22 protein-coding genes are annotated in these 25480 nt (G+C 52.1%); 7 read left to right on the top strand and 15 right to left on the bottom strand.

Features of this window, described 5'->3' with window-relative positions:
• The first annotated feature begins 807 nt into the window (after window positions 1-807).
• Window positions 808-1152 (top strand): hypothetical protein, encoded by a 345-nt coding sequence (locus AC19YY_RS30300; protein WP_154220709.1) that lies wholly within the window; start codon window positions 808-810, stop codon window positions 1150-1152.
• Between the two features lie 652 nt (window positions 1153-1804).
• On the opposite strand, the gene mobI is transcribed toward AC19YY_RS30300, so the two are convergent.
• Window positions 1805-2278: a conjugative transfer protein MobI(A/C) gene (gene mobI, locus AC19YY_RS30305; protein WP_047229206.1), complete on the bottom strand. Its 474-nt coding sequence runs from the start codon at window positions 2276-2278 to the stop codon at window positions 1805-1807.
• 261 nt (window positions 2279-2539) lie between these two features.
• On the opposite strand from mobI, the gene AC19YY_RS30310 reads away from it, so the two are divergent.
• The 5 genes from AC19YY_RS30310 (at window position 2540) to AC19YY_RS30330 (ending at window position 5908) form a co-directional block, all read left to right on the top strand.
• Window positions 2540-3520 carry a ParM/StbA family protein gene (locus AC19YY_RS30310; RefSeq protein ID WP_500605283.1) on the top strand — a complete coding sequence of 327 codons (981 nt, stop codon included), beginning with the start codon at window positions 2540-2542 and terminating at the stop codon, window positions 3518-3520.
• Between the two features lie 36 nt (window positions 3521-3556).
• Window positions 3557-3829, top strand: coding sequence for a hypothetical protein (locus AC19YY_RS30315; protein ID WP_080727736.1), 273 nt, complete (start codon window positions 3557-3559; stop codon window positions 3827-3829).
• Entirely contained in the window at window positions 3822-4385 is a 564-nt protein-coding gene (locus tag AC19YY_RS30320; protein WP_080727735.1) for a transglycosylase SLT domain-containing protein, read from the top strand. The genes AC19YY_RS30315 and AC19YY_RS30320 overlap by 8 nt, the downstream gene beginning before the upstream one ends.
• A 10-nt stretch (window positions 4386-4395) precedes the next feature.
• Window positions 4396-5430 (top strand): hypothetical protein, encoded by a 1035-nt coding sequence (locus AC19YY_RS30325; protein ID WP_047229208.1) that lies wholly within the window; start codon window positions 4396-4398, stop codon window positions 5428-5430.
• Between the two features lie 115 nt (window positions 5431-5545).
• Window positions 5546-5908: a hypothetical protein gene (locus tag AC19YY_RS30330; protein ID WP_169899552.1), complete on the top strand. Its 363-nt coding sequence runs from the start codon at window positions 5546-5548 to the stop codon at window positions 5906-5908.
• Window positions 5909-5971: 63 nt separating this feature from the next.
• Here AC19YY_RS30330 and AC19YY_RS30335 read toward each other — a convergent pair whose 3' ends face one another.
• From AC19YY_RS30335 to AC19YY_RS30360, 6 genes are all read right to left on the bottom strand, one after another.
• Complete coding sequence (locus tag AC19YY_RS30335) at window positions 5972-9409, bottom strand: conjugal transfer protein TraG N-terminal domain-containing protein (RefSeq protein WP_170058668.1); 3438 nt, start codon at window positions 9407-9409, stop codon at window positions 5972-5974.
• A gap of 11 nt (window positions 9410-9420) precedes the next feature.
• Window positions 9421-10824, bottom strand: a complete 1404-nt coding sequence (locus AC19YY_RS30340) for a conjugal transfer protein TraH (RefSeq protein ID WP_047229210.1) — start codon at window positions 10822-10824, stop codon at window positions 9421-9423.
• Window positions 10821-11846, bottom strand: a complete 1026-nt coding sequence (gene traF, locus AC19YY_RS30345; protein ID WP_047229211.1) for a conjugal transfer protein TraF — start codon at window positions 11844-11846, stop codon at window positions 10821-10823. Before traF ends, AC19YY_RS30340 begins: the two co-directional genes overlap by 4 nt.
• Before the next feature lie 118 nt (window positions 11847-11964).
• Window positions 11965-13080 carry a DUF7146 domain-containing protein gene (locus tag AC19YY_RS30350; RefSeq protein ID WP_080962922.1) on the bottom strand — a complete coding sequence of 372 codons (1116 nt, stop codon included), beginning with the start codon at window positions 13078-13080 and terminating at the stop codon, window positions 11965-11967.
• A gap of 48 nt (window positions 13081-13128) precedes the next feature.
• Entirely contained in the window at window positions 13129-13752 is a 624-nt protein-coding gene (locus AC19YY_RS30355; RefSeq protein ID WP_047229212.1) for a hypothetical protein, read from the bottom strand.
• Complete coding sequence (locus AC19YY_RS30360; protein WP_047229213.1) at window positions 13749-14057, bottom strand: hypothetical protein; 309 nt, start codon at window positions 14055-14057, stop codon at window positions 13749-13751. The genes AC19YY_RS30355 and AC19YY_RS30360 overlap by 4 nt, the downstream gene beginning before the upstream one ends.
• A gap of 410 nt (window positions 14058-14467) precedes the next feature.
• On the opposite strand from AC19YY_RS30360, the gene AC19YY_RS30365 reads away from it, so the two are divergent.
• A complete protein-coding gene (locus tag AC19YY_RS30365) occupies window positions 14468-15154 on the top strand; it encodes a DUF1845 domain-containing protein (protein ID WP_047229214.1) in 687 nt (228 codons plus the stop codon).
• Between the two features lie 211 nt (window positions 15155-15365).
• On the opposite strand, the gene AC19YY_RS30370 is transcribed toward AC19YY_RS30365, so the two are convergent.
• The 8 genes from AC19YY_RS30370 to AC19YY_RS30405 form a co-directional block, all read right to left on the bottom strand.
• Window positions 15366-16085, bottom strand: coding sequence for a nuclease-related domain-containing protein (locus AC19YY_RS30370; RefSeq protein ID WP_047229215.1), 720 nt, complete (start codon window positions 16083-16085; stop codon window positions 15366-15368).
• Between the two features lie 49 nt (window positions 16086-16134).
• Window positions 16135-17184: a TraU family protein gene (locus tag AC19YY_RS30375; protein ID WP_052915339.1), complete on the bottom strand. Its 1050-nt coding sequence runs from the start codon at window positions 17182-17184 to the stop codon at window positions 16135-16137.
• On the bottom strand, window positions 17171-18412 hold the full coding sequence (locus AC19YY_RS30380) for a TrbC family F-type conjugative pilus assembly protein (protein ID WP_047229216.1): 1242 nt from the start codon (window positions 18410-18412) through the stop codon (window positions 17171-17173). The genes AC19YY_RS30375 and AC19YY_RS30380 overlap by 14 nt, the downstream gene beginning before the upstream one ends.
• Window positions 18406-18978, bottom strand: a complete 573-nt coding sequence (locus AC19YY_RS30385) for a S26 family signal peptidase (protein ID WP_052915341.1) — start codon at window positions 18976-18978, stop codon at window positions 18406-18408. Before AC19YY_RS30385 ends, AC19YY_RS30380 begins: the two co-directional genes overlap by 7 nt.
• A complete protein-coding gene (traC, locus tag AC19YY_RS30390; RefSeq protein ID WP_047229217.1) occupies window positions 18978-21443 on the bottom strand; it encodes a type IV secretion system protein TraC in 2466 nt (821 codons plus the stop codon). The genes AC19YY_RS30385 and traC overlap by 1 nt, the downstream gene beginning before the upstream one ends.
• Window positions 21444-21454: 11 nt before the next feature.
• Entirely contained in the window at window positions 21455-22168 is a 714-nt protein-coding gene (locus tag AC19YY_RS30395) for a DsbC family protein (protein ID WP_047229218.1), read from the bottom strand.
• Between the two features lie 118 nt (window positions 22169-22286).
• Window positions 22287-22631 carry a TraA family conjugative transfer protein gene (gene traA / locus AC19YY_RS30400; protein WP_047229219.1) on the bottom strand — a complete coding sequence of 115 codons (345 nt, stop codon included), beginning with the start codon at window positions 22629-22631 and terminating at the stop codon, window positions 22287-22289.
• 140 nt (window positions 22632-22771) lie between these two features.
• Entirely contained in the window at window positions 22772-25216 is a 2445-nt protein-coding gene (locus AC19YY_RS30405; RefSeq protein WP_500605284.1) for a hypothetical protein, read from the bottom strand.
• Window positions 25217-25480 lie beyond the last annotated feature (264 nt).

The following is a 25480-nucleotide window of genomic DNA, read 5'->3' on the forward strand; positions in this document are numbered from 1 at the left end:
AGGTGCTATTCCGCAAAAAACAGTGAACTGACAGGAGGAAAGGTCTGATTTTCGATTAAGTCGGTGTTTTTTGAACCTCAGACAGCGAGGCCGTTAAAAACGGCTGCTTACTTCAGACCTTCCTTAAGCAGACGGAATACTGCCTCAGAGCCAAGCCCCCTCATTTCTCGACACTTCTGTACATTAAGCAGCACAATCAGCAGGTCATGACTTCCAGGGACGCGCCTTTCTAGCTCAACAAACATCTGCCGTATCCAACTCGGTTCGCCGGGAATACAGAATTGGTATACAGCTTGATCGCCACTTGATCCGTACAGACGTATCCCCTTTAGCTTGCTCATGCCTGCCTCGTCATTTCATCTATTTTCGGCCGTCAGGGCTATCCGCTACGCGACACAGGTTGACCTCTACAAGATCCACCAAAGTTTATTTTATGGAAGTAAGTCGCTTCACTTCTAACACGGTTGATGGCCCAGTCGTCTTGCTGGGCTGTCGCCTCACTACTAATGACTGGGTAACACCTTTCGTTTTGACTCGTAGCTGATGCGATTCATCAGGCAGTAGTCGACAGTGTATCCGTCTATCCGGGTAACGATTTCCCCAGTCAGATCGAGCAGCGCAGATGCCCCTGCGTTAAATCCAATTCCGCCGCTGGCATATTTTCCGCTCCGAATCTGGAATCCTTTGGCGTCAGTGATGGATACGCCGGCTATCTCGTGCCATAGGAGAAATACACCCTCCCCGTACAGGCCGTCTTCTCGCACTGAAAAAAGAACCTGCCGGAGTTGGCTCCCATGGGCAACGCCTATGAAATCGCCGTTTGGTAGCACCGGCGGGAATAACCTACCGTCATCTCTTTTTCTAAACTCCAAATGTCACCGCCTGTTCATTGCCGTGTTTCGCCGGCTCTTTATGTTCGATATCACGCTGGTGACAACCAATGCTGACTTGATCGACAAGCTTACGCAGCAAGCGATGCCGGTAATGCACATGCCAGGAAAAATCATCCCGTGGATCGCTGATGTCCATGCTCCGAGGTATGGCAGGTTCGCGAAGATCATTCGCTTGGCCCTCCCCTTACGCTCGCATATTTGCCAGCCAAGGCTTTCATCGCCGCCCGCAGTTTCGCGCAGTCGGTTTTCGCATCGCTGAGTACATACCTCGATCCGTAGCAGGTCAGCCAGGCGGTTGCTAACCCGGCACTCAATGCGCCGATTGATCCAAGCAGTAGTTCCAGTTGTTCGCTCCCGTGCATGAGATTTACTCCCTCTCAATCCTGGCTGCTTACTCCAGCCCGCAAATTTGCGTTGTGCCAATGCTCCCACCATCGCAATCAATCCCAAGGATTTAGTGCGCTCCGAATCCGCTAGCTGCCCTCTCCCGTCCGCAGGCGTTTTCTCACTTCCGATACACCGCCTTCCCCCGCTTCGCGACACAGGTTTAAAGTTTTGAGCCCCACTCCCCATCTTTTATTTATGGAAGTCTGAGGTGTAACTTCCCATAGAGAGCAGCCTTTCACGCGGTCAATCCGCGTTTTTGGCTTTAAGCCCGCTCCATGCGGCTTTCAGGCATATCGAGCGTGAAGGGGTGTCGTCATGGAGTGTCGTCATGGGAAATTGGCGTTGTGAAGAGGTGTCGTGAAGAGGTGTCGTGGCTGAAAGCCGCATGGCACGCGGCTTGTGGGTTTTGCCACGTCCTGGTTCGGTAGCCCGTATACGTGAAGAGGTGTCGTCATGGGAAATCGGCGTTGTGAAGGGGTGTCGTGAAGAGATGTCGCAGCCTGACTACCGTAATACAGCACTACTTAGCGCCGGTCCTCCGCGAGAATGGCCACCCTTTGCTCAACTGACGCTACCCTCGTCGCTGCTGCGATCAGCGATCTGCGGATCTTCTGGAGCATTGAACCGGCTACCCGTATCTCCCGAAGCTGTAGCTCATAACCACGCACGATAGGGTTCAAGCTGCCTTTCACAAAGTTGAAGCCATTCAGCGGGTAATTGCTACCCCGTCCCTTATCTAGGGTAGTGATCTTCTGACTGCCGTTCTTCCCGTCGCCCTTGATTAGCTCAATTTTCACCCAGTTAAACGAGTAAGCATTGGGGCTCGACTGCTTGACATTGATGCCAATGGGGATATGCCCAGGCTTGCCCGCATGAAGATCCAATGCTGTCTTGAAAAAGGCTTCCCGCAAATCCTCCGCACGCTCAACGAGAACTGCATACATCCGATCAATTTCAGCTACTGCTGGGTGCTTGGGTGCTTCAGAGGGTGAGTTCATGTGTTGCTCCTTTGTGGATGGGAGCATTTTGCGGGTCGACAGAGAAGGCGCGGATCGTTTTCAGACGCTAAAACGTCCTGAAAACGAAGCCCAAAGCTTTCAGGAAGGCTGATTATTACGGTGTGTCGTCATCTGGTGACCGGGTGATGCAGATATAGCGCTTGGGATTCTTTGGATATGGGGTTTCATGTGCTGCGGGGTCATGCGCGTCGTCATCTGACGCACTTCTTTTGTCATTTTTTTGCTGGGAGCGGCATACGAATGGGTAACGCCTTAGGTCTGGATATTGGTTACAGCAACGTCATTTGCGTTTTTGGCAGTGGCGATGGGCAACCGGAGTCGATTATTCGTCCCTCGCAGGCCGCTCCCTTGAGCGTTCTGCCTGGGGATTCTGGGTTACGCCCCGGTGAAGTAATCGTTGAAGTTGATGGCGCGCCCTGGGTGGCATTTGCCGCGCCCGGCCGAGTTCAGGATGGACGAGAGCTGCACGAGGACTACACTTCCTCGCACGCCTATGAGGCCCTATTTAAGGGGGCTCTGCTTCATGCGGCCGGTGATAAAGACGTGATTGACTGCTTAGTAACTGGCCTTCCTGTCTCGCAGGCTCGCGATAAGCCCTATGTAGAAGCCCTGATGAAGCGTATGACCGGGACGCATCGGATTACGCCCAAGCGAGAGGTTACGGTTAAGCGAGTAGAGGTTGTTGCTCAGCCTATCGGGACTCTGACGGAGATTTACTGCAACTCAGATGCTTCGGAAGTTATTGAGGAGTCAGTTTCAATCATTATTGATCCGGGGTTTTTCAGTGTTGATTGGGTGGTATTTGACCATCGCGAGCTAGTAGTAAACTCCAGCAGCAGCAGCCTCAAAGCTATGTCTGTTGTACTTGAAGCATGCAACGAAGAAATTGCGAAGGATCATGGCGGTATTCCTGGTGTAGAAAAGATCGAACATGCGCTTCAGTCGGGTAAGTCTTACATTTTGATTTATGGCCGCAAAGTTGAACTATCTGAATATCTCGAGCGTGCTGCCGAACGTGTTATCCCATCCGTCTTCACTGAGATCAAACAAGGACTTCGATTCCTGAAGGGGCGCGCTATCGACTGTGTGATTCTCGGCGGTGGGGGAGCCTCATTGTATGAGCCATATGCTAGAAAAGAATTCCCCGATGCGTTGGTAGTTAAGCCCGTTAATAGTGTAAAAAGCAATGCCGAAGGTTTCTGGCATATAGCACGCTCTTAATTAAACGGCTGCGCAGGGAAGCGCTGAGGAGGGAATGTGGATAAAACGATGAGACTACAATGTCGAGTCACGCCAGCGACACAAGAATTGCACGCGCATCTTGAAACTATTGACCCCGATTATCGGGGCAAAAGGCTTGTTGCAATGGCAGCACTGTATCTAAGTATGATTAGCGCGACCGAAGATACTAAAAGCAAGCAGGCTGATACTCAGCAGAATAATAATGTCTCTGAGGGCAGAAAAGAACCAATTAGTAATGAGCCAACGTCTCGCCCAGTTGCTAACTGGATAAGGGGGGCTAATGTTTAATATCCGCGCCAGCTCCTTTATTGCTGTCTATGCATGCATTGCTATATTTAATTCAGCAAGCGCTAATGGGTTTTCATTAAAAGGGACAATGTGGGAGCGAGCCTCAAAGGCCTCCGCATGCAAGCCGGACCCACTGCTTCTATATTCACTGGCCCTGAATGAATCTAAAACTTCCGCCGGAAAAGGGATGGTTGCACCACACCCATTTGCGCTTCGGAACGCGCCTAGTGGTGCCCTGTACCCTAATACCTATATGGATGCCAAGGTTGTACTCGGCAAGTATATTGCCGAAGACATTCTGACCGATATAGGGATTATGCAAATAAATTACCGTTGGAATGGTAATCGAGTAGCGCGCCCAGAGCTTCTTCTTGACCCTGAAGTAAACATCCGAATTGGTGCCCAGATACTTTGCGAGTCGATTGCGCAATACCCTGTCGATATGCAACTTGCTATTGGCGGGTACCATACTCGAAACCCTAGGCGGGAACTTGACGCACGCCAGTATGCGAGTAATGTGCTCAGCATTTGGCGTTCACTACAGCGTTTGAAGTAAGGGCAAAGACATGCGGGTTAAGATCAATGCATCGATGATACAAATGGGTCTGCGCTGGCTAACGTCTGGCTTGCGAGATTTCAATGTAATTCTCGCCGAGCAACGATTGACTCAAAGCGATATGGTTTGGCTTTCTTCTTTGAGCGCAAACCAGCGTCAGTTAAACGCTGTAGATGCCCTTCCCGTTTCCCTCTACCGTGTTCACTACAATACTTTGAAGGTTGGTAGGGGGTACCTGGACGATGAGGAATTCCGAGAAATCGGTAACAAAATGGTCATGTTCATGGAGTTTTGTCACTTCTCACGCGTCAATCAGACAAGCCCAATTCTTGCTGTGGGTCTCGACGATGTTGGGTATCGGGTGTTCGAGGCGGGTTCTTTCGACTCTCGCATGATGTTGGTAAGCCGCGGCGGGTTCTCTATTGGCACAAGATGCAACCTCAGGAGACTGAGGATGAACATGTCATCACCAGACGATCAATTGAGGGACGTAACCACAGTATTGCTTGGTGACCTCCGGTACTTCCTCAAGCCAGGCGTAAGTGGTATCGGTCGGGTCAAAGACTATCCGTCCACAATGCCTCTAGATGTGATCGCGACAGAGTTGCTTCAGCAGAAGCTACAGCCAAAGCTTGTAGCGCAATGGACAGGATTGAATGCTGACGAGGTAGTCCGGATGAAGCGCTCTTTGCTTCGTGATACACCCCTTGTACAGTCTCAAAGCGGTCGAATACAGGCACCGAATAAGACCTTGGCTGAGAGCCCGCTTCACTGCCTGCTCTACCTCACTGTGTACAGGCTTCTCGCCGACAATCCACTCCGCCGGACGAATGCTCGGGCGGTGGTTGCGGCTCATCGTGAGTACGTGGATCTGTGTAAAGCGGTTGGCATCCCGGCCAGTGAGTTGATCTCCCCTTCCAATGGCTACCAGCTCAGCAACGCAATGAAGACCGGTGACATCACCCTCACATCCTGCAGCAAGTGCAAGGAAATCAACGCTCGTTACGCGCTGAAACCCGGCCGATGCATCTGGTGTAACCACTGAGTCCCATCCAGGAAAAGCTGTTCGCAACCCATCCCCTCGCGTTGGGGCTTTTTCCGTTTGGGTTTTCCCCTGGTGGTGAGATTATGTTGGTGAGACGAACCCAATGGTGACCGAGATGCGAAACGATAAAGTTGAGTGCCAGTGCTGTAAGAAGATGATGGTCCCGAAGGTGATTACTAGCGCCCCGTTCTACATCAGCGGTGTGCCTATTGGAGGCCGCGATCCAGAGTCCTCAGTTTGTCCGTTTTGCCTCTCGCCGAAGTGGATGCTTACAGAAGACCAGGTCCTTACCGGTGCGAAGGCGAATGCTGAGTTCTTCGGCATCATGGTGCTCATTATGATCAACATTGTTGTGTTCACCCGTTTGGGTGCTCAAGCATTGTGTGTGAGCGCTGGTCTGTCCGTTATGCTGTTCCTGTTCCGAGTTCGCATCGCTAAGGCAATGAAGGATCGACTGGCTGGAATCTTCAAGGGGTAAAGCATGTGGTTGGTTAAAAAAAAGGCCGGGGAATCCCGGCCTTGTTGTTTGAGTTTAAATCATCTAGTCAGTATTAATCCCCGTAGGTCGTTGTGGTTTTGGGGCAGCCGGTGCCGCTGATGAAGGTGCTGGAACAGATTGGGTTGATTGCCTGGTCGGACCCTGGGTTGGAACTTGAACGGTCTCCTGACTGGTCGGGCCAGGTGATGGAATTTGTGGAACGTCCTCACTACCCGGCCCGTGGGATGGAATTTGTGGAACGTCCTCACTTCCCGGCCCGTGGGATGGCATTTGAGGCACAGCCTCACTTCCCGGCCCGTGGGATGGCATTTGAGGCACAGCCTCACTTCCCGGCCCGTGGGATGGCATTTGAGGCACAGCCTCACTTCCCGGCCCGTGGGATGGCATTTGAGGCACGTCCTCAGGTGATGGCGCTTGGTGCGTCTGATAGTGCACTGCGGCCCTTGAATCAGCGAGCGCTGTAAGGGTCGGATAGGAACCACTTTCGGGGGCTTTTGCAGCATCATCGATCGCGGTGATGGCCCCAGCGATGTAGTTGGTATCCCGAATGCCTTGGCTACGGTAGTAACCATTCAGCTCACGGTAGGCATCCCCCTCGGTCGATCCAAACTCGCCAGTAGCCTTGGCGGCAAAGTACTGCGCTTCCTCGGGTTTCAGCCCTTGATTGATACCAATGTCGTAATAGTTCTCGAGTTTTTCACTATCGGAGCCGCTGCGGAAGGCACCAGCAATCGTATTGATCCCTGTAAAAGCTCCATTAGCACCATTAGCTACAACGCTGCCTAGATTCGTACCTTGGCTCGCAGCTTGCCCCCTTGCTGCCAATGTTTCATATGCAGCTTGGGAAGAACGGTTACTCACGTGATCCTGATTTTGCGAGTTCGCATCAATCACTGGATCCATATTCTCGGAGTTTCGCTGCCCAATAACCGTCGCGCCATCCTCCTTCGTAGCTTGATAGCCACTGGCATTCATGTCATTTGAACTTGCATAGGCCCCAGCATTTGAGTTCCATTTTGCATCAAGCTTGCCCGCGATGGCGTCGGTGCCGGCAGTGGCCTTGGCGGCACTGCTTGTGAGACCAGCGTTCGAGTTTGCGTCTCCTTGGTTGACGTTAAAATCGAATGGGTTGTATTGGCTCATCAAGAGATCACCAAGACGTCCGTCCTGATTGATCGCACGAATTGCTGCCATCGCGCGACGCTCGCTCGTATCTTTCGACATGTCTTGGATGCTCTGGCTTCCAAAGGCTTGCTCATACAACTCTTTACCCGACTCTGTTTGCCCCGCGATTTTCTCAAGAGCCAGGCCAGTTTCATTACGCCCCAACCCTCGGGTGAGTGCCTTGACGCCGGCGTCTCTAAGAGAGAGAGATTGGCCTGCTTTAATCGTGTCTTGTAGCGAAGAGGCTTGATTGTAGGTCTGTTGAGCTTGAATCGCGCTTGAACGAGTCTTCCCGATTTCGTCGGTATTTGAAGCGCTCTGCTGAGCCAATGCGCTGCTCGAGAATGCGTCACCAGTAGCGAAGGTGAGCACATTCGAATCTGTTGATTGGACGGACTGCGTGAGCTGGGCCAGCGCCTTCTCTGCTTTGGCCCTGTTTTCCTGGGTCATAGTGTCAGCGGAGGTGTTATCTGTTCGCTTAAGTCCGCCAAACGGAGTTGAAACCCCCATCGCAGCGTTAGAGGTAGCCTGATTAAGTGACGATTCGGACAAGCCGAGACTGCGCAAGGATTCCTTTGCTTCGTTATAGGATGCATTTGAGCTGAGGGCAGAACTTGCTGAAAGGTTTTCCCCAATCTGCGCGAGCGCCTGTCGTCCCGTGCCCGACGAACTGAGTTGTTGCCCGGCTGCCTTGAGACTTTCCTGGTACTGCGACGTAGCAGTTTGTGAAGCCATACTTGCACTCTGCACCACAGAACTTGCTGCCTGCTCACTACTGATAGTTTCTGCAAGCTGCGTAGTGCCTGTTTTGGCAACACCTGTGCTCACCTGATCAGATGTGAAGGAAGCATTCGTGCTTAGAACAGGAGCGCTCGCCTGAGATCGAGGATTAACGTCCTCGGACTTGAATTTGTCACCAGACGTCATCTGACCCATAAGACTGTTTGCAACCATTGCAGAGCCGGAAACAATGAACAGTGCCAAGGGTGGCACCGAGGCGGCAAGCAGACCGCCAATGCCCAATGCCTTGCCGATGGCTTTGTCTATATCCATCAGTTGGAGCATTGCAAAACCAGGCCCTGTCGGGTCGTATCCGTTGAATACCGCCTCCATTTGGGCTCCTGCATACCAAAGGGTAAAGGCGTTCACGATACTTAGCAGAGGCATCCACAAGCCCACCGCTAGAGGAAGCACCAGGTATTTTCCAAGAATTGACAGTCCGGGCCCTCCCAGGAGAAGAGCGAAAGCAAGGAATGGGGTCATGGCGTAGAGCATTCCTTCAAAGAAGGCAATCATCGGCCTCATGTAATGCTTGAAGCTATCCCCTTTCCCCGCCCACTGGATTTCTTGCTGATTTAGCGACTCTCGGAGAGCCATAGCTGCTCTTTGCTCTTGCCAATGGTTCATAGCGTCGACACGAGAATCATTGAAAATTGGCGCAATCAGGGACGTCAAAACGTAGTCTTGAGCTGATTTGCTGCTCAGTGCAAGACTTTGAATAGCCTGATCAGTGGCCACTTGAACCTGGACGCCACTTGTCATCCGGTTGGTCTTGACCTCTTCGCTAAAACCTTTCTGAAGAATGTCCCCCAGGACGTCCGTGTAGACATTCTGCAAATGCGCGTTAAGGAACGAGCGCGCCTCTGCACAGCTTTTCATCGCGCCAGCTGTTCCATCATAAACGTAGATGAACATCGACGAGTTTTGGTTAGACAACACCTGCGACCAACCAGGTGCCCGGTAAAGATCAGTCAAGGTCTTATCGGTCCGCAGCGCAACTGGGTTCAGGGAGCAGAATGTCATGTACTCATTCACTGATCGTGGGAGATCCCACCCTTCTGATTTCCGATAGTTCTGGAAGCTATCCAGAGCCATCGGGTTTCGAAGGGCATCACGAACCTTCGACAATGTGCTCAGGCTAGAAAATAGCCCGTAATCAGTCATGCTTGGCGTTGAGAAAGCCTGCTCCGTAGTCTTTGTGATGCGATAGGCCACTGTAGAAATCACGGAGCCGACAAAGGCTGGGCCCAGAGGTACGTTATCCACCACCCGCACCTGCGATGACACCGTATCCTCGATGACCGTAGTGACCGTGGGGCCGTAAAACATCATGTAGAGGACAAGCACAAGGCCCGCCTTTCCGAAAGTGATCGCCTGATTATTAAAAACTGCTTGAAACGCCAGCAGGAGGAGGCCTAGTAGTGCGCCAATTCGGGCAAGGTCTTCGGAGTCGCCGCTTCCTGTGATCATGGCGCAGGCATTCAGCATAATTTCAAGAAATTCGGCACTGCCAGTCGTGTAGATTGTAAAGTCCATAGAATTCCTCCCTATGCGCCTGCGTTATCGTTGATGGTCCCTTGGGGCAAGGTTCCGCTATCGAAAACAGGAGCCATCTGGAGCATTTTTTCTGCTTGGCCATCAGCATCTTTGCCTTTCATCGCCTCCTCGATGTAGGAGCGATATTCATCCATGAGCTCGCCTTTGGTAGCCCTAAGATCTTCAATCACCTTCCCTGCGTCCGCCATATTCAGACTGGTCAGGCCTTTCTCTGTATGCCCAAGAAGCTGATAGATAAGACTCATCGAAGCATCTGCAGCAATCTTCTTGGCGAACTGATCCAGATAGTCGTAGCCAGATTGAGCGCCGGCTTTCTGGGTGATCTTCATCAGATTTACACCCACGCGGCTTGAGGCTAGGTAAGCAATACGATTTCCGTCAGCAGTCGTAGCTGTACCGTTGGCAAATCGTTCAAGGATTCCATTGTTCTTCAGATCCTCCAGGATTCGTGTTTCGAGCCCCTTGAAACTAGTGAGGGTACGAACGTTCGGGTCAGCACAGTCCGGATCGTTCTGGCCACACTGATACACCTTCACATCAAGGTTGGTAGAGCCTTCAACAAGAATTTTCAGGCCTTCGCCGGTGATCAACTTGGGCATAGGCTGCGCTGCGAAGTTTTTTCCTCCTTTGTCATCGTTAGTGAGCACCACGTTGTAGCTGCCGACCATTGACATGACGAACTCCGCGTTTTCGTCGCTGCCGAAAAGAATTTGAGACTGGAGACCAGACTTCTTCATGGCGCACCAAAGTACGTTCCCGGTGTTCTCACACTGGACCGCTTTTCCAGCAGACGTGATGCGGCTAGCCGGAGAGTCCTCTTTCGTGGATTTTGCGGTGAAAAAGTCGGATGAGACGTTCGAGCCAAAGGCTGTCATCGCGGATTTGAAGTCAGTGCTCTCTTCATATGCCTTTTTTGCATTCGTTACCAAACCGCTCGCCAACTGACAGCTGTTGGAAAACATTTGATTGAGTGACTGGATCTTGTTGGCCAGGTTGCGGATGACACCACCTGTCTGAGCATCCATTGCATCCAGCGCCAGCTCAAAAGCAAAACCGGAGACAATGCCAGCTGCGTTTGACGCTACGTTCCTCATAAGCGCTACGAACTCCTCACCGTTGATAAAGGAGAACGAGCCACTGTAAAGATTGATGCCCCCACAGCCCCCTTTTGCGCTTGGAGGCGTAATACTGATTAGATTGGCAGTGGATATTCGATTCCGTAGAACAACAGAACCACCGGTTACAACGCCGCGAGTGGCGGTTCTATATGCCCCAGGGTTGGTGACGTTGATCATGCCACTGAACATCTCATTAACCTGCTGTTGAATATTCGCTTGAGCCGCAAAAGGCGACACGAACAGGGCTACAGCAAGGGCGATAGGTTTGATTTTCACTGTCCACCTCCGTTGTTTTTTTGAAAGGCGCGGCGAGCTTCTTCGCGCATCCGATTCACGAATTTTCTAGGGTCCTTTGTTGCATCTTGCGGGGCGTCAGCCAGCTTCGTGGCGTCGATTAACCCCATTGTGTTAAGGCGAGATGTAGCGTTGTATTCCTGATCGGAAATCAGTCCCGCTTCGTTCGCGGCGATGAGAATTCGCGTAGTTGCCGTCTCCATTGACACGGTGCTGAAGCTCACGATCTTCACGTCACTCGGAGGGACAACTAGGGCTAATGCAGGTGAAGTGACGATGCCCAGCTGCTCCGCGAGCCCAGTGTCGTACTGTGTGTTCGGGTACTTGCCGCCAGGAAGAGGAGCCCCGTCCATAGAGACCGGCATCACAGTAAATCCGTACCTGAACTCAAGAGCTGAGACCGCGGCTAGGGCCTGCTCGCATAAAATGCAGTCATTTCCGCTGTAGAAGAACATCAGCGCGGAGCTTCCAGCGATTTGCTTCAACAACGTTTCTTTTTGCTTGCCGGCCGCAGTTGCCAAAGCATCTGAGGCAGCGTTGGAAGCTGGATAACGCATATCCTCGTCGAGCAGAGGGTCATTTCGGATCACGTCAACCGTTCGACGTGAGAAAAGCTCGGCCTTGTCCATCATGATTCGGTTGGCCCAAAAATAAGCGCTAACGTTTTCCTCGGTTGGGCTATCCATTGCTGCGTCACGCATTTTCGGAAGCATCTCGCGTATCCAGGCCACAGTGCCGGTCGGAGGTAGTTCGGGCGCAGGGGGCACCATGATTTCCGTTACTGCTGGAGGGGGGGCCGGAGGTACTACTGGGGGTTTGAGCTCTTCAGGTTCCTTTTCTGGAGGCGGCTCTTCATACCAGAACCAGCCGCGCTCTTTATCCTGATAGAACGAAGATCCTGCTACTTGGGGTGTTTTCGGTTCGGCGGGTTGGATCCCTTCCGCAAGGGGAGTGCTGCTAATAGCGGCAGCAAGCAATAAGATGGGAAATTTAAGGGGCGTCATGAGTCCGTCTGGCCAAGATGGGGATGCTCGAATTGTGAGCGTTGGCCAAAGCTGAAGGTCGCGATTTCAAGCGCTTTTATGGTCGGAAAAAGAAGAGGGGTATGGGAAGGCCAGAGGCCTATCGCTGCACGCGATAGACCTCATGGCCGATGAAGCCGATAGAACCACGCTCACGAAGAACGTCATTCCAATCGACACTTTTGGAGCCGTCAGGGATGGGCATATCCGGCAACATTATCTGCGCCTTGATCCCCATTTCCCACAGACGTTTTTTCAACACGGATGCGGCTTTTTGGCCACCCTCCTTACGGTCCTTGTCAGCCCAAATTCGGACTGCTTTGGTGCAGGCTGGCGGTACGAAGGTCTCCATCAGGAATGTATTCACTAAGGGCCACACAGCTATGCCCATGGCTGTTTCTACCGACAGAGCCGTTTCCAATCCCTCACATACATTCAAGACTTCACTCGTTTGTGATGTAGGTACAGCACAACCAGGGAGCTTGCGGTTGCTGGGAATTGGGAACATTTTTTTTGGTTCAGCGATGTCTGCTTTTTCACCCTTTACTGTCAGGTAGTGACGGTTGATGGTCACAGCCTGGCCCTCTGGATCGATGAGCGAACACACTATCCCGGGATGCTTAGAACGCTTGCCGGCTTTGTCCAAGTAGGTCAATGCCGGGTGGAAGCGAACGTAACGGCTCAGCTCGGTTCGATCCCAAGCAAGAATGCCTCGAGAGCGAAGATAGAGCCTTGCTGGCTCCGCTGATGGATGTGTTAGAGGAACGGTACCCATCCACAGTTTGCGCATAGCTTCACGCAGCCAATCATCTGAAGGCTCTAGCTTGGCTGGGGCTGGGTCCTTACGGATTACAACGCTTGGGCTAAAGCCATCAGCGCTGCGTCCATACGGATCTTTAACCCGAAGCAACGCTCCGATTTCCTGTAAAGCATGATGGAAACTCCAGTGGTTCACCCACATTAGAAGAGCTATGCCATCAGCTTTGACACCACAGGTACGGCAGATCCCTCCGCTTGACGATACAGCCGTCTTACGGAAAATCTTAAACCCGTCCTCTCCACCATGCACCGGGCATGAAACACCCCGGCCTGCTTTTTTGTGTGCCGGCACCAGGGAAGGTGCGAGGCTCGTGTAAATGTCATGCCAGCGGCCATCAGCAGCTACCAGCACATCTTTCTTCTCTGGGGCGTAATTGCCTTCTGAGTTTTGGGACATGTGTACCTCCGTGGAATTGGAATGCGCCCCTTAGGGCGCATTTGCTGGCTATTTAATGATCTTGATTTGCCAAGAGTTTCGATGTGTATCCATCCACTCCTGTTCTGCTTGACCGTCGACAATCACATCTTTGAGGACACTCACAGCGGTTTTTCCAAGGAATGTCAGCGAGATCTTGTCACCTTGTTGCGCACCTGACTGACGCAGCTGAGCGTTAAGCTCGACTCCCCAAACCAGGTGCTCACCGATACGCAGGAAGAACGATTTTCCATTTTTCCTGAGAAACCGGTAATGCGCGAAACCTGAACCGCGGTATTCGCCGGTCACAGACTTACCAACAACGCCTTGAAAATTCAGTTCAGGAGCGTACCCATCAAGCTCATCATCGCCTTCGGCAACTCTGATCTCTGGAGCGGGTTCTTGATGCTCGGGCTGGGAATCGCGGGGAATGAACTCCCCTGTTATCTCGCCCTGCTGCTGCTTATCGATCAATGCAACCTGGTGACGGCCCTGCGGCCGGTAGAAGTTGTTAATCACCACCGGTTCCAGCGCCTGGTTCATCGGTTCATTGGTTTCTGCCTCGGGAAGCTTATGAGCCAGGCGTTCCGAAACGATGCACAGGCCCTGTTGAAGACGGAGGTAGCTTGGAACATCGAAGTCAACACGGATCATTTCGCTTCTCCCTGGCGACGCAGGTACGAAGGAATGTAGTAGTTGTCATAGTCGACGCTGTTACACCAACGGGCGTTGGGTAAAGTCTTGGTAGCTTGAGGAGTCGAAGCCTTCAAACAACCGCGCAGGTAACTCAGTGAGCCAAGCAGAATCTGCTTACCATTCAGAATCACTACAGCGAGAAAAACGCAGAGTGCCAAAGGCAAAACATGCTTTGCAAACTCCGGTGCGTATGCAGCTCCCAACGTTGCAACGAGAAAGCCAAACGCGGTCAGCACTTTAACTTTGAGGGTCGTAGATGCCATTTTTCAGTTCTCCATATTTTTGAAACGGAGAACGCCCTAACGGGAGATCCCCGTTAGGGTTTTTTGACACAAAAAAAGGAAGCCCAAGGGCTTCCTTCTTTGATTAGCGCTACGCGAGCGTAGGCTTGGTTTTTAAGCTGATAAGCTCAGCTTGGCTTGCTCCCAGACGCATACACGTCATGGGTACCAGTGACAGCAGCATGCTGACACGTAGGGTCAATAGCCTCCAGGAGGCAAATTCATAATCGACTTTAGCCGATGAGTGCTGCAATTCTCACCGCCATTTCAGCTTGTCGTCAACCGAAAAAAACACATGTCAATTTCCGACGCAATTCGTGCGCGAAATCGAAAAACAGAGCCTCCGCAAGCTGGTGCAATAGTCTGGCCACCAACATCCGGAGAAATCGCCAATGGCCACCGATCAACCACAACCGACCAAATACCAATATTCGAAGCCATCACTCAAAGGCAAAATGATACTGAACACGGAGCAGGCAAAGTTCTTCGCCGGTAACCGATTCGATAGCCTCATGACATCCCTCTTCATCATCGACGTTACCTCGCGAAAGCTGGCTAAACGCCTCAAGACCTTTGATCACAAAGCGGTAGTAGAGGCTGTCTCGAAGAAGATTGAGCGCATGGAAGTAGCCGTGCGTGACGAGTCTGAGCGGATGGATGCTCTTCTGAAGAGCTTAGGAATCAAAGAGCTTGCCGGGTACAGCTCCCCACTGACTCGTGAGTTCGAGATCACCAGCCCGGAAATCAAGCGGATGAGCAGTCTGCTTCATGCATTCGACCACTTGATTATTCAGGTCGATACTGCCTGGTTGCATGAAAAGATTGATAGCTCCGAAGCTGATGAATTCCGCGCCAGCAAAAGCAACCAAATGGCGCGGCTAATCCGCTCACTGGTTGGCCTGGGTCAGAGCGCTCGAGCAAAAGCCTACGCCAGCAAAGTTGCAGAGCTTCAGGAGGATATCGAAAAGGCAGAAGCCAGCGTCAACGCAGAGAAGAAAGACCGTGAAGCCAAGGGCTACATCGAGCCAGATGGCAATGCAGATGCTTTGGACGCTCTTCCTGATGAAGCGGTTGCCTGACAGCTCCGGTAATGAAAACGCCCCGCATTGCGGGGCGTTTTTTTTAGAAAGTACATGATGCTCGATAATCGTACTGCTGCATGCGCCAGGACGAACATGAGCCGCAAGCTAGGTGCGAATCCTCTCCGCTAGGTCGCTCAATTATGGATTGAGGAGCTGGAGAATGACGAGTGGATGTGCAAGGTAATGAGGTGCTTTGGGGCCGTAGCTGTCACACCTGCTTTTCCTGTTGGGGGGACGATAGGTGTTCCTCCCGGTTTCTACCTATATGGCCTATTTTAGAACCCACGCCGTCCCGAAGCTTTAGCTTTTCTACATGACGCCTAGCAGCCCAATAACCACCCTTAATTCTGCGCTCGCTCAGTGACCGGCAAATTGATACTACATGTCCCCGGGAAAAAACCGGGGCTTTGAAGGACTGTATTTTACGAATCACGCCCCAAATACTGTAGACCCGCTCAGGCATTCCATAGGTAAATTTGGCTTGCCCGGCCATGACTGCGTAGTTGTGAATTTTCTGAGAATGAACACCAGTAACTTTCTGAACGGCCTTGACGTGTGAGTAGTTCTGCATCAAAGGGTTTTGAACACGGTATTTCCTTCGGCCGACGATTTGCAACCATAGTTCAGGTGCTTCTGGGTCAGTTATGATTTTACCCTTGAAACACTTTGTCTCCAGTACAAAGATCCCGTAGACCGAGACAATGACGTGATCAATTTGTGTCGACTCTTCTTTTGTCTTGCCCCGATAGATCGCGTTGGCGAACACCTTGTACTGGCCGCTAAGACATAACCGAAGCATGAAGTTCACCTTGTACTCCCCCCACCACCCCCGGTATGCAGGATATTCAAGGAGTCGCATGTGAGCGATGCCCGCAAAAACTCCCAGAATCAAAACTGGGGGGAGGTACAACATTAGAAAGTCATTCATACAATCGCAAATCCGCCCTTACAGGCGGAATCTCCATTAGAACGGTTCGCTAGAGCTTCGAACAGCAATCGGTCCAACGCCAAAACATGTACATGGCATCATTTCCAGTTCCAGGCACATGCCGGCTAGGCCCACCTTCCCAGGTTTGAGGGGGCTCACCGAGCCACATCGCTCGGCTGTTCTGAGACTTTGGCCAGAACTGAGTGACCCGATACTGACTTTTAGGAATCGTGGGGTAGATCCCCGCTTTGCAGACGTTCTCATCACCCATGGTGCGCCGAGCAAGGCCTCTTCGATGTTGCTGAGCGATCACCCGTGCAGCAAGTAACGCCGTGGTCCGGTTTGCATCTTGTGCCACAGTTACACCGGCAAATGGGTAGATGCTCCCCCACGTTCCGGTGCACCACCAAAGCGACTCAAGAGGCTCCTTTCGAGCGGTGACGAGAGCCGACTCAGCTGCGCAGGCGGCGATAGCAATCGGGTTGGCTACGGCCGCGGACTCAGGATGCTGGAAGAAAGCCAACGTGCCGTTGTTCCAGGTTGGATCGATCTCGGTGAAGGAGAGAATATCGAGGTCAAGATAACCATCCGGATTGCATTTGGTAGGCGTGTAGAGATCGAGGATCTGAAGTAACGGGAAGGCATACAGATGCGCGTGATAGAACGACCCTGACGCCTGACCAGTCTGGGTACTATTGTCCTGCCGTAGTCTCCCATAGCTTCGTTTGTTGCCAAGCGGTAGCGTTACACCGCCCAGAGTTGGCGAGCAACCTGGCTTACGGACAGTTTCAACCATCCGTGCAGGTTCCCACATTGCAGTGATGATGCCTGGCTTGTAGATCGGGGAGGAACCTTCCTGACAGGCGCAGAAGACCATTTTTGTAGCTTTCGCAGGCGCAGTACCAGGGGTTATTTGCACACCAGAAATGCGAATTGGAAAAAGGCACGCCCAACAGATGTCAGTGAACAACTTGGGCCCAAATAGCCCTGAATCCTCACACATCACTTCGCCGGAAGAAGCCTCCGCTGCTAGCCCTGGAAGGGAAAGCATTGATGCAAATACCAACAACGCTGCGCACATCACCTTATTGATGCTCACGATTAGCCTCCTCGAACGTTGTTTGATCAACCTCGCGGACCATGAAGTTCTTCGTGTCAGCAGTTACGACAGATGGGGCTCTGAGGATTTGGAAACGCTCTGCCATATCGGGAGGCAGCAGGTAGAGGGGGGCGTCGAGGCGGTCTTGCACGCTATTGAACAAGTCCCAACCAGAATCAGTGGGGATCTGCGTCGCCATTACGGTAACGGTTAGGTTCGCAGCATGAGCCGCATACTCACGCTTTGCGAGCGCAACTTGCCAAGATTGCGTCGGGTCAATTACTACCAGTTTCTGGTCAAACGGCATCATGTCGAGTGGATTAATTCTCCCCGCCTTCTGAACAACCCTTCCCATGTTGTCGAGAATGTCATCGGGAACGATTACAGACGCATCGACAAAGCGTGTCGCACTTTTCGTTACCGGCGGCAGTGGATGCCCTTTGTGGTTATCCCAGAACCGAGATATCGCTCGCTCCTTCATGGCATCAGTGTCCAGTTCAGCGATGCGTTGTTTCGCAACATCCATGAGGTCAGGCTCCATAATTTCCTGTGTAGAGCCAATAGTTCCTAAATCACCTCGCTTACCATCCTTTACTGCCGCCTCGATGTAGGTGACAGAAGAGGACCCAACAGCTTTGGCAACCAGAACATCATTCGGAGACTCTATGACGACTGTTGGGACGGCTGAAACGCTATGACGTTGAAATGCGAGCGGATCGAGCAGCACTGTGACAGTGCTGTGTGTTTCTTGCGTGAGCAGATGCATTTTAGATACAGCGTCGCCCATCGACATGCCGTTAGGTATGCCACGAAAGACAATGCCAATGCCTGGCATCCCGTCAAATGAAATGAGGATGTCCTTGATGGCAGTTGTGCCCAGCGACCACGACACGAAAATCAGGGTGCGGTTTCCTTCTCCCAAGGGGTGTTTCTTCTCACGCTCCGGGTCATCAGCGCTACCGAGCGGAAAATCGCCCCCCAGGATTTCCTCATCATTAGCTTGAGCAATGGCGTTTTCGGCCATCTCACTCACCCAACTCATGTCTGCGATACCACTCACTTCTTCGCGCGCGGCTTTGGAGTTACGGCTGATTTCCTTCACCTGCTCGAGAAGTACGGGATTGAACTCATGGATGTCGTACTTGCGAATTCCAAGATCGTCGCCTGCGATGGCCATCGCGCAGCCGAAGGCCATCCCAATGCAGATGGCTAATTGATTCTTCACCATATTGGATATGCCTTCCCGATGATTTGATCTGTCGATGCTGAGCCCCAGTACCGGGAGTCAAAAGAGTCTGGAGTGCGGCCAAAGAACCAGTAATTACCCTGCCCTATTACCCCCTCTCGAACGTACTTCCCTGGGTCTATCCCGTGCTGGCTGGCCACCTGAAGCCCTTGGGCGACGGTCACGTCATTGATAGTTGTTTCATCCAGCCTAACCCTCGCTAGATCACCTGGCATGCCCTCCAGCACCTTCACGATGATCGTGCCGTCATCAAAAATCGGACTCAGACCTTTTGAGTGAAAGGCATAAATTTCCCCTCGCACCAGGTCCGACTTTGTTTTGTCGATGATCCATAGCCTGTATGGGGGTAAGCACAGGGAGTCCTGGCTAGCGATAGCGATGGAGTAGCGGGATGCCAGTAGTACAACTCCGCCGGCCACGATTGCAGAGTAGAGAAGGCCTTTGCCGAGAAAGGTTGCCGAGATTCGCTTCGGAGCTCGATCGCGCTCAACCTTAGCCATAGCCCTTCGCACTTTGGCCTCGATGCTGAAGGGGTTCCACAACGCCATTACGCGACTTCCGCCGGATCAGGGCTGTACTCGACACCTCGATCACGGAGTACGCGGAGAATCGCCTCATCCTGAGGAATGCCGGTGAGTGTGTAATTTCGGATCGCTTGCACATCTTCGGGCGCGGTCGAATAGAGGAGGATCGAATATGGGTCCACCGTTAGTCGCACAATGCCGGCACCGCGGGGGGTGAGCATGAATATCTCGGAGTAATGACCCTTATACGATTTAACCGTCTTCAGGATGCGGTACCCACCCTCACCCAAAGGCAAACGCTTGTTCTCCTGGATAGCATCAATAGCTTCGGCCTTCTGGCCAAGCAGCAGCGTGAATGCGGAGTTTTCAGCGATGGCTTGTCCGACCTTGTTCTGATAGAGGTCATTGACGCCTTGAGTAATGACAATGGCACTACCGCCATACTTACGGAATCGCCGGTAACCATGCTCGATGAACTCACCAACGTTGCCCTGGGAGAGTAGCGACCAGGCTTCGTCAATGATCACAATTTTCGGTCGGTCACGCTCACCAAGGTACATGTCCTGCTGGATTTGAAAGATGAGCTGAAGGAGCACAACTTGTTGCAGGTGTTGACGCCCTTTAAGCTCCTCGAGCTCTAGAACCGTGAAGGGGTTCTTGAAGTTGAGGTTATTTTTGCCGTTGAAAAAGCGACCGTACTGCCCTTTTGAAGTGAACGCGAAAAGCTGATGGCCGATGTCCTGGATCCGCATATCCGAATCGCTAAGGAGTGCGTCAGCGATGTTGTCGACAATCATCTTCTTGCCCAACAGTTCCCAGCAGCCCGTCAGGTGTCTTTTGAGTCCGGCTGTTTGGAAGTCGATCAGAGGCACGGTAGGGGCAGCCATAGCGGAAAGCAGCCCAACCAGAACATCCTCTTCTTCGCTGAAGTCCTCGATCAGCTCGAAAGGGTTAAGGCACAAATTCGACTCTTGGTCGAAGCGTGCAAAGTCACCTTTGTAGGCCTCCGCGAGTTTGAGGTAAGAAAGGCCCACGTCAATAACCCAAACCTTCGCCCCAATGCTCAGGTAGGACGTGATGAGATAGTTGGTAGCAAACGACTTACCAGAGCCCGACTGGGCGGCGATCATACCGTTGTAGTTGGTGTCGGAATCAAAGAGGTTGAAACTAACAGGCTGACCATTTCGGGAAATGAATGGGGCAACCTGGGTCCCTGTTCCTTTCCAATCTCCATAGATTGGAAGAAGCGGCAAAGCCTGGGTGAGGCTCAATGTCTTAAACCGAAACAGCTCTTTCATCGCATCGGGATCTGCGCACATAGGCAGAGAGTTCACGAATACGGGCAACACACAGAATTTATCCTCCATGAGGCTGAAGCCCTGCGTTGCAAAATGGCTCTTTGCACTCGAGGCTGCCTGAGTTAAGTCTTCCTTGTTCTGACCGAATACCACAAGGGTCATCGTCGCTTGAACGTTTGGCAGACCTTTGTCGAGATCCTCAAACAGCGTGTCATAGGCTTCCTTTGTCTTCCGTAGAACAGGTACAAAATGCACCATCGGGCCGAAGCTCTGATTGATTGCCCATTGACGACGCTTCGAAAGCTTGTCCTTCGTCTCCAGTTGGGGTGGAAAATACAGGGTCATATTGATAACGCAGTTACCTCGAATACCGCCTCGCTGAGACAAAATATCAGCGAGGTACTGAGAGGCATCGCCCTGCCACATGACATCAGGAAACCGCTTGGCCGAAAGCGTTTTGACGTAACAATCCTCACCAATCTGAAGGTGGTCTTTCTTTACGTCTAGGCTACGGTTGAAGTCGAGAATTTGCTCATTCAGCGGCTTGTCTATATCGGCCTTCATGTCCGGGTCCTCACGCCACGAGGCTGTTGGCCCTTGATTCAGTATTGAGGAGAATATTTCCTTGTAGCTATCGTTTGTAAGGGGTACAGGTGCGAGGTTGCAGCTGTCCAACGAAGTTCGCAGTCCGTCGAAAAGCTCCTTCGCCGCATTCGTTTCTATTTGGGTAGGCAGCGCATTGGCGATCGGAAACGTTACGGAGACGACCAGGCTCTGTTCACGAATTCGTACACCCGAGATTGAATCAACCGGACGCATTGTTCGATCGCTGAAGTAATCGGCCCGGGCGTTCGTCACTTTCTCAAGCAGCGCTTGAGTTTCAACAGGAAGATCAGTGCGACCTGACTCACGGAAAGCACGACGCAGACGAAGAAATCCCGTCTTCATCTCATTGATATTTTCAGTGCAAATCAGACCGAACTGAATAGTTGTTTTCTCAGGCCAATCAACTGTAAGACCAGCCTTCAGACGGTCGCCTTCATCCCCGTTTGAACCCGACAGAGGGGAACATAAGAAAGCGAAACCCAAGCGATTCCCTTCCAGCTGAAACAAGTAAAGATTCGGCTCATAGGCGAGGCCATTAATCAGCTTGGAAAGCCGAGGTATTGATCGGATGAGCGATTTGAGCATTTCAGACTTCCTTAAAGGGTACGGTTTGTTTCAATCCAAGCGCGCAGGCCTTCTTCAGGCTTACCTTCTCGAGTTAAACCGTCATCACGAATGAGGAAAGGGACATTTCTAGCGCCAAGAAATTGAGCAGTCATCCGGCGCTTCGAGATCACGTCCAGATCACACTGCCCGGCGGGCAGCTGTTCGAGCGGCGATTTCATATCGCCCGTAGCTCCGGCCTTCCATGCTGCAACCTTGTCTTTTGCGCAAAGGAGCTCTTTGGTGCGGACCGCGCTCTCTTGGCTGAGCAGCGGTAGCATTAGCACGTCAAGGCGATAGCCCTCGGGAAGGGATTCGCGTGCTTGTTGGATGATCTCCTTGCAGTACCCACACGCAGGATCGGAGAACATGGTGATTGCTTTCTCACCGTTGCCTACAGTGAGAGGAGCAAGATCTTTGAAGCCGAGGTTTGTCTTGTCCACTGGAACATAGTGGGCGGCGATTCGGGCGTCCTCAATGGTCTTCAATTCCTTCTTCGCCCACACGTCATACACAGTTCCCTGGATGATGAATCGGCCGGTATCGCTTATAACTGCGAACTTGCCGTTCTTTTCAATTGCGAGCATTGCTGAGGCGGGAAGCATCACCACCTTGTCTGCATTTTTGTCTGCTGGGCTTTCTGCTAATGCGGTACCCGCCAACGCAAGCAGCGTCATGGCAAGAACGGTTCGTGTTGGTTTGAACATGGGCGTACCTCCTGAGTCGATGCACTCAGAGTATTTGGCCCGTAAAAGAAAAGGCCTCTTTTTCAAGACGTTTTAGCGTCGGAAAAAGAGGCCTTTGATAGATGTGTGTTGCCTGAGATCAGAAGCCTACAGGCATAGCTTGGAGGGCGCTGGTGATGACAGAGGCCCCAGGAATGGTTGCAGTCAATATAGACTCGATAACTTCCGGCGCAGCGTAGAGGCCAACCCCACCGCCGACACCTGTGACGAACGGCATGAGTGATTGACGCAGAACGCCTGCCCCGATACCGGTAAGAATCATCAGGCCGATCAAAATGCGGCCCAGAGTACCTTTCATCCACTCTGTAATGGTAATCCACACGCTATCGAACGTATCGCCACCAGTACCCGCGAGAGCGGTACCTGCGACAACCATGACGGCTACTACGGCCAGTGTTTGGAGAGTTACTTTGTTGACATGCATTGGTCTTGCTCCTGGAGGACTGACATGCGCAGGTGCTGCGCTCAGGAGACATTTTTCATACTTTCTGTTAGCCGGTGTTTCGCTTTCACGCACATTTCTCGACGGAAATTAAAAAGGGCCGCTTTGTGCGGCCCTTTGTATTACTTGTTAGAGACTGGCGGCGACTCAGCTCCGGAGTTATCGATGCCTACGAGGGTAATTACGGGCTCTCCTTTTGGATAACGCCACATCGATACAGAGATGTTGCTCGACGTCAGCGCCTGCTGCTCACCATTGATGAACCATAGGTTTTTAGCCATTCGGCCATCTTCATCAGTACAGTTTGCTTTTGCTAGCCAGGAGGTTCGTCCAACTACAACTTCCAGCTTGCAGACAGGAGGCTTGTTCCTAGCCACCGAAATTTTGGCCTCGCCTGTCGCTGTCTGCCCCATTGCAGTGGCTACATCCAACTTCACCGAATACACCCCATCCTCTTTGAGGGTCGCGCGACCATATTCACCTGAGCTGGGTAGCGGATTCCCATCCAGGCTGAACGTTTTTTGGAGGATTTTATCCTTTGGGTGGCCGCCGGTGATTGATGGTCGAATGAGCACGCCCAAAGGCGCGCGATTCGCATCGTTATCACCAAACCAAGACAATTTAACATCCCACGGAGTCGGCTCAAAAAACTCCAATTTGGTTTCGGAATAGCTGTAGTTACCCCGAGAGTCGGTAATGTGGGCGCCAAATGTGTAAACACCTGGTTCCTTTACTCGAACGATCCGGTTGGTCTGGTTGGACTCCTTGATCATTTCGAGACCTGCGTAAGGAGGGATATCCCACTCGATGGTCAATCCCTCGAACTCACGGAACAAGCCAAGAGCGCGCGCCGTCATGGTCAAATCTGCCGGCACATACTGAGCTGTGGACTTAGAGTTGATCTTCCATTCTGGCCAGTCATACGACCAAAAGATCAAACGGTGCCGAGTAAGACCCAAACCACCACGGTCCTCGTAGCCATTGATCCAAGATCGCACACCAATGTAGTTTTCCTCATTCTCCTTGTCCTCCGGAGTTGGTGTGTACTTCACTTCAGTTGAGCGGATGACTGTCCCGTCAGGCAGGATAAACTCCCCATCCATTTTCACATCCATTTTCGGATACGGCATCATCAAGTTGGCAATCCACGTAGCCTCTTTTCCGACTTCAGGACGGCGCGGTCCAATGATCTGGACACGAGGCGGCATAACAGGCCTAAACGCAACACCTGCCCTTAAGGTTTTGTAGACCCTTTTATCCTCTGGTGAGTCTGAATATTTCACCCTGGCCGTGAGGTACACACGATCAGCAACATCACGACCCAATCGATAAGACCCCTGACCTGGAGCCCAGGTTTTACCTCGATCCTCCGACCATTCCACTATCATCCCAGTCGTATCGAGCGTATTACCTTTTAGGTCAGTTAGAGTGAACGTACCGCTATCACCGATGAACACGTTCGCAGGGCCTTTCAGCCTGGCAACAGGAACGACATAGGCGACAACTTCAATAGTGGGAGTCATGGATTTCGAACCACTGTGGCGGTTCGTCAACTCCGCCCTTAGCAGATACGTCCCTCGCTGAAAGACCATACTGAGCCGCTGCGGAAGCTTTGCATTACCTTCAATGTTCTCCCAGGTAACTCCACCATCTTTGCTCATCTCCCAGCGCACTTCACCGAGATCACCTGATTGGTAACGATCAGTAGTGACCGCGTAAAAGGTACTGCGTAGAGGTGCAGGACCGATGACGCGCAATGCCCGAATCGAACCATCAAGGGATTCACCATTGAGAACAGATAGGACCATTGGGGCGGCCGACACACGTATCAACTCGAACTCAGGTACAGGTGAGCGCACACGAGCTTCAGCAATGATCCGAACCGCTTTATTCGTTAGTGATTGAAGAGCGACTTCAAATTCGACTTGCCCATTATCGTCAATGGGCTCCCAGTTCGTCATAGGCTCGTAGTTTAAACCTGCAGTCGTCGAAAGAAGCCGAATTTCCCAGTCACCCATGCTGCTCAGGCGATATGCGTCCTCCATGAAGCGGGTATCTTTGATGCCAACCCGGATTGGAAGACTAACCGTATCCAAGACCGTTCTTTCATCGTTGAGAATGACAGGGAGAATTTTGTCATGAGGGACCGCCAGGAGTGCCGCTTTTTTTATCGAACGCGTTTCTGGTAACGCGGTGTATCCAATGTCAACGGTGTACGGTGTTACGCTCCACAGAGGTGCCTCTACTCCTTCAATGTAGCGGGTAAACCTCTGAGACCGACCATAGCTAGGAATCGTAGACCGCTCGATTACTGATTCAGCTCGGCTGATCACCACGTCCAGCGACGCTGCAATTGAAGCTACAGACGCGCTGCCAACATATCCGCCGAGTTGTGAAACCGAATACAGCCCTTCTTTCACCAGGTTACTCGATGGCATTTCAACTTCGATCGCTGGCGGCTCTGTAACCATAACAGTGTGCTCCCCGTAACCAATGTCGATTTCCTGGCCGCTCGGGGTGAAAATGGAGGCTTTCCAAGAGATGTTATTTGCTCCCGGCAGGTTCATTGCTCCCTCAACGAGTGGCGTGACACTGTTGCGTTCTTGCGCCATTCCCTCTGGCAACTGCATCCAACGAATGAGGCACGATGAACGACTCGACCACTGCTGAGCTGTCTTCTTCGCAAAGCTTTCGCTCGCAGTAGGTGAATCGCCCCTAGTTTCGTAGACACCTCCAAGCCTTAAAATGAGGCCCATTAGGAGGTGCCATGAGCAACCAGCGTTATCCCGAAGAATTCAAAATCCAGGCGGTCAAGCAAGTGACCGAAAAGC

It is taken from the genome of Pseudomonas sp. MF09156, assembly GCF_059862305.1.

Excerpts from the sequence above, each read along its gene's own strand:
- AC19YY_RS30300 (WP_154220709.1), top strand. The coding sequence starts at position 808 with ATGAAATCGCCGTTTGGTAGCACCGGCGGGAATAACCTACCGTCATCT.
- mobI (WP_047229206.1), bottom strand. The coding sequence starts at position 2,278 with ATGAACTCACCCTCTGAAGCACCCAAGCACCCAGCAGTAGCTGAAATT.
- AC19YY_RS30310 (WP_500605283.1), top strand. The coding sequence starts at position 2,540 with ATGGGTAACGCCTTAGGTCTGGATATTGGTTACAGCAACGTCATTTGC.
- AC19YY_RS30320 (WP_080727735.1), top strand. The coding sequence starts at position 3,822 with ATGTTTAATATCCGCGCCAGCTCCTTTATTGCTGTCTATGCATGCATT.
- AC19YY_RS30325 (WP_047229208.1), top strand. The coding sequence starts at position 4,396 with ATGCGGGTTAAGATCAATGCATCGATGATACAAATGGGTCTGCGCTGG.
- AC19YY_RS30330 (WP_169899552.1), top strand. The coding sequence starts at position 5,546 with ATGCGAAACGATAAAGTTGAGTGCCAGTGCTGTAAGAAGATGATGGTC.
- AC19YY_RS30335 (WP_170058668.1), bottom strand. The coding sequence starts at position 9,409 with ATGGACTTTACAATCTACACGACTGGCAGTGCCGAATTTCTTGAAATT.
- traF (WP_047229211.1), bottom strand. The coding sequence starts at position 11,846 with ATGACGCCCCTTAAATTTCCCATCTTATTGCTTGCTGCCGCTATTAGC.
- AC19YY_RS30350 (WP_080962922.1), bottom strand. The coding sequence starts at position 13,080 with ATGTCCCAAAACTCAGAAGGCAATTACGCCCCAGAGAAGAAAGATGTG.
- AC19YY_RS30355 (WP_047229212.1), bottom strand. The coding sequence starts at position 13,752 with ATGATCCGTGTTGACTTCGATGTTCCAAGCTACCTCCGTCTTCAACAG.
- AC19YY_RS30360 (WP_047229213.1), bottom strand. The coding sequence starts at position 14,057 with ATGGCATCTACGACCCTCAAAGTTAAAGTGCTGACCGCGTTTGGCTTT.
- AC19YY_RS30365 (WP_047229214.1), top strand. The coding sequence starts at position 14,468 with ATGGCCACCGATCAACCACAACCGACCAAATACCAATATTCGAAGCCA.
- AC19YY_RS30370 (WP_047229215.1), bottom strand. The coding sequence starts at position 16,085 with ATGAATGACTTTCTAATGTTGTACCTCCCCCCAGTTTTGATTCTGGGA.
- AC19YY_RS30380 (WP_047229216.1), bottom strand. The coding sequence starts at position 18,412 with ATGGTGAAGAATCAATTAGCCATCTGCATTGGGATGGCCTTCGGCTGC.
- AC19YY_RS30385 (WP_052915341.1), bottom strand. The coding sequence starts at position 18,978 with ATGGCGTTGTGGAACCCCTTCAGCATCGAGGCCAAAGTGCGAAGGGCT.
- traC (WP_047229217.1), bottom strand. The coding sequence starts at position 21,443 with ATGCTCAAATCGCTCATCCGATCAATACCTCGGCTTTCCAAGCTGATT.
- AC19YY_RS30395 (WP_047229218.1), bottom strand. The coding sequence starts at position 22,168 with ATGTTCAAACCAACACGAACCGTTCTTGCCATGACGCTGCTTGCGTTG.
- traA (WP_047229219.1), bottom strand. The coding sequence starts at position 22,631 with ATGCATGTCAACAAAGTAACTCTCCAAACACTGGCCGTAGTAGCCGTC.
- AC19YY_RS30405 (WP_500605284.1), bottom strand. The coding sequence starts at position 25,216 with ATGAACCTGCCGGGAGCAAATAACATCTCTTGGAAAGCCTCCATTTTC.